This window comes from Moorena sp. SIO2C4 (genome assembly GCF_010672485.1).
GTDB lineage: Bacteria > Cyanobacteriota > Cyanobacteriia > Cyanobacteriales > Coleofasciculaceae > Moorena > Moorena producens.
The window spans coordinates 1-4306 of the sequence record NZ_JAAHGN010000647.1; the positions used below are offsets into that span (position 1 = coordinate 1).

A 4306-nucleotide genomic window follows, 5' to 3' on the forward strand; every position below is an offset into this window, starting at 1 on the left:
GACTAATGTCGATGTCCTAACTGCCCTGGCGACTGCTATAACTTGAACTAACACCTTGATGGCGTGGTTCTTACAGTTGTTGCTCTTACCCGAATCTCTGCTGGATGAATCCGAATCAGCAGTTGTAAGTCAGAACGTTTAGCAAAATACTCAATCGTCTGGAGTACCCACGTTAGCATATTCGGAAAAGCATTAGCGCGATAGTGCAACTGGGCATCCCACATCACATTGGTGAGCATCCCAATCACCGGCTGGTTCAGGTCAAGCCCCATCTCCTCAGCATTTCGGCTAAATTCTTCATCAGGTTTTTCATGAAACCAAATCCAATCCCGAGTGCCTTGCCATCGACTTTTCAAATACTGTAGGATGTCATCTGTCATTGCCTGATTCCAAGGCATGGTTTCCCAGGCATGGAGAGGCTCACTGAGCATAGTGTGATGATAAGTGTCTCCATGGCTAAAAATAAAGCAACGCTTGCGGTAGGCAATCGTCCAGTTAACCACCCGCACTTGGCGTGAGCGACACACCTCACCAATGATGCCATGAGGTAAGTAGATGCCATGATTGAAGCAAGCAGCCTTAAAATTATAGTTACACAGTAGCTTACTGATAGCATACGCAGTCAGCAAAGCCCCTTCAAAATACCGACGCACCACGATTTCACTGTTGGGTTCGTTATCTAGATTCCCGCTGGTAAAATAGCGCAGCGCCCCAGCATAGGCGTGTTCACCAATATTCCAGTTGCCCAGGCAATAGTTTTCAATCTCTGATAGCCTTACGTGTGCTGCGATCTGTTTTGCCTCTAGCCTGTCGAGCCCAGTGAGCAGTTCACTGAATACATGGTTCGTCAAATGCAACGGTTGATACAGATAACGACCGGTTGCAAAACACTTTTGGCACTTGATCGTTTCTAGATCATAGTTTTCAATCCTTTCTTGAGGTGTATCTAGTTTTTGAAGATTGAGGCAGGCAGGCAGAGAATGGTCACACAGGAGAGTATGAACCTGTGCTCCTCTGAGGGTAAGGGCTACTGCTAGTAGGCTTTCTGGTAGTGACAGTGGCGCTGACCCCCCTACGGTAGTTGCTATTAGGACCATTGGTCCCTGGTGAGACCGTTGCTTGGCTTCTCTCCAGAGGGAGGGGTTAGTTTCGATAATAGCTCGCCAATCTAACAAGTTACTTTGCCCTAGTTGCCAAGAAAGCAAGGGACTTGGCTCTAGTTCGTCAGCACTAGTCAGAGACATATAATCAAGTCAGATACTTACTTCTCAAGGGATTATAACAAGTTCCTACTCGACAAATTTCCCTAAACTATGATAAGAATATACACACCGAAACAGAACGGTTGCGCGATGAAGCGTTCGCAAAGCGTGGCCTACGGCCTCAGCTTCCGCGCTTATGCGATTAGCCCAAAGGTCTACGCTACGCGAACGCGCCGTAACCAAAAGTGCGGGGTGGGAACACGACAGGGCGAATTTCTTCGCAGTATATGTTATGGTTCTAAAAATGCGCATCTAAGAACCAGTGGGGAGGCTAACTTGAATCCCTATATATTCGGTTCTATATATTCATATTCGGTTCTATATCTTCGGTGTATAAATTATGACCTTATCCCTCAAGGCTAACACCGCACGGTGGCAACTTCAGCGCTATTGGGAGTTGCTGTATATATTAACAGAGCGAAATCTGAAGGGACGTTATCGAGGATCGCTTCTGGGAGTATATTGGTCTTTGTTAAATCCTTTGATTATGACAGGACTATATACAGCAATTTTTGGTGCTACCTTTGCCTCTTATTATGACAACTCAACCATTAACTATATTCTGGCGGCTTTTACTGGGTTGCTTGTCACTAACTTTTTCTCCGCTTCAACCAACCAAGCATTAGTCAGCGTAGTTGGCAATGGTGCCCTGTTGAATAAAGTTCGTTTACCAATCAGTGTCTTCCCAGTTTCAACCATTGCTGCTAACGTGTTTCAGTTAGCTGTTGGCAGCTTTCCTCTCCTAGCTATTGTCACGTTGCTTACTTCAAAAAGTGTAGTCAATTTGCTAGCGTTGAGTCTTCCGTTAATCGCATTAATTTTGGTTAGTATCGGCCTCGGTTTTTTCGTCAGTGTTCTCTATGTTTTCTTTAGGGATTTACCTTATTTCTACGAACTAGTATGCTTTGTGATCTGGATTAGCTCTCCAGTCTTTTATCCAGCAGCAATTGTCCCAGAGGCGGTTCAACCCTTTTTGTTTTTAAATCCCTTATTGCCGATTATTGAAAGCATTCGACAGATTTCTTTGTCAGGAGGTTTGCCAGATGTAGGGTTAATTGGACACTCATGCCTAAGTGCCATAGTAATTGTATCCTTAGGCTGGACTTGCTTTCGAGTTTGGCAGCCTCACTTCATGGATTTGTTATAGATGACAGAAGAAGTTATTAGACTCGATCGGGTTTCATTGTGGCGAAGAACCCAAGAAGAGTTTTCCTATGACCTCAAGAAAACCATACTATCGTTTTTGGAGGGAAAATACCGCAAACCTTCCAGGAATTTAGTCCTTGATGACATTCATCTAGCAGTAGAAGCTGGGGAAAAAATCGGCATCATTGGACCGAATGGTTCAGGAAAATCAACGCTACTTAAAGTTATCTGTGGCATATTAAAGCCGACAGGGGGTCAGGTATGGATCAGAGGTGAAATCGCTCCTCTGATTGAGCTAGGAGCTGGATTCGATCCGGAACTTTCGGTAGTGGATAATATCAAACTCTATGGCGTGATGCTAGGTTTCTCTAAACAAGAGATGAAACTCAGAACCCCATCGATTTTGGAGTTTGCTGAGCTAGAAGACTACAAGTTAATGCCAGTGAAAGGATTATCCTCAGGGATGTCAGCGCGGCTAGGCTTTGCCATTGCCACTGATGTACAGCCAGATATCTTAATTTTAGATGAAGTGTTATCCGTAGGGGATCAAAGTTTTAGAATTAAGTGCCAGCGACGCATGGAAAGATTTTGGGAGGCTCATGCCACTGTTTTAGTGGTCTCCCATGATTTATCCTTTGTGCGCCATTACTGCAAGCGGGTAATTTGGTTAGACAAAGGCAGGATAAAGTTAGCGGGAGAGAGCAATGAGGTAGTCGATTCCTACTTAAATAGTGTTAAGGAAGTGGTTTAACCTTAAAAAAAGTTAAAAGTTTTAAACAAAAGTTAAAAGCTTAAGGTAAATGAAAGATGGTAATCTCAGCAGTTGGAATATAGTTAAACCTATAGTTAAACCGTCAGCTATCAGCCGTCAGCTATCAGCCGTCAGCTAATAAATGGGAGGTAGTAAACCAGCATCGGGGGGCTGGTACGGTTGGTTAAAAATCCCTGCTCATTTCACTGATCCAATCCCGTGCATTTAAAGCGCCTGGTAGCACCATCTGTAGCCCATAAGCTGATACGCGACACGCTGATAGCTGACTGCTGAATGCTTAGGTTAAATCTGTTAAACAAGTCTTATCACCCTAATAGTGATAATTTTGAGGAGGAGCATGTGAGGATTTCAATTATCACTGTATGTAAAAATGCTGAGCGATTTATAGAACGAGCGATCAAGAGTGTCGTCTCTCAGACCTATGAGGATATAGAGTACATTATTATTGATGGCAACTCCCAAGACAAAACTAAGGAGATTGTTCATAAATATAGTGATCACATTAGCAGATTTATTAGCGAACCTGATGGCGGTATCTATGAAGCCATGAATAAGGGAGTTAGGTACTCCTCTGGTGAGTTTATTGCTTTTATTAACTCAGATGACTATTATCTTGATAAAAAGGTAATCCAAGATACCGTTAACTTCCTGTTGGCAAATCCCTCCTGTGATTTTGTGTATGGAGACCTAGAGGTTAGAGAGCAATCTGGGTCTTCCTTTTTAGTGAAGCCTCCCATGCCTGAAGATGTAGCTGATGAACTGATTTGTGGATGTTTGCCTCACCAAGCCAGCTTCTCCAGAGCTAACTTGTTTTTCTCTAAGATAGGGCTTTTCAATGAACGCTACAGAATATCATCGGATTATGAATGGTTTCTGAGGCTAATCCAGAATGAGACTGTGAAATTGTGTTACTATCCTCGCACAATCACATCCTATTATGCAGGAGGACTTTCTAGTCAGTTAAGACTATCCCTACCTGAATCCTATAGTATTCAGAACCAATGCCCAATGTATCAAGATTCCTACTGGTTGAACAGAAGAATCCTCAAATATCAGGAGTTCGTCATTAACCTGAGAGAATGGCTTCAAAATGCCGAAAACGGTAGAAATACACTAAATCTCAACA

The 4306-nt window shown here is 43.3% G+C and carries 4 protein-coding genes; 3 read left to right on the top strand and 1 reads right to left on the bottom strand.

All coding sequences use genetic code 11. The features are described 5' to 3' along the window. Positions 1–47: 47 nt before the first annotated feature. Positions 48–1244, bottom strand: coding sequence for a hypothetical protein (locus tag F6K20_RS26340; protein WP_287296609.1), 1197 nt, complete (start codon positions 1242–1244; stop codon positions 48–50). Positions 1245–1602: 358 nt separating this feature from the next. On the opposite strand from F6K20_RS26340, the gene F6K20_RS26345 reads away from it, so the two are divergent. The 3 genes from F6K20_RS26345 to F6K20_RS26355 all read left to right on the top strand — a co-directional run. Continuing rightward, positions 1603–2409 carry an ABC transporter permease gene (locus F6K20_RS26345; RefSeq protein ID WP_008188064.1) on the top strand — a complete coding sequence of 269 codons (807 nt, stop codon included), beginning with the start codon at positions 1603–1605 and terminating at the stop codon, positions 2407–2409. Beyond that, on the top strand, positions 2410–3159 hold the full coding sequence (locus F6K20_RS26350) for an ABC transporter ATP-binding protein (protein ID WP_287249492.1): 750 nt from the start codon (positions 2410–2412) through the stop codon (positions 3157–3159). It abuts the gene before it with no gap. A 360-nt stretch (positions 3160–3519) separates the two neighbouring features. Next, positions 3520–4306: glycosyltransferase family 2 protein (locus F6K20_RS26355; protein ID WP_287296611.1), on the top strand; the 787-nt coding region annotated here is incomplete at its 3' end.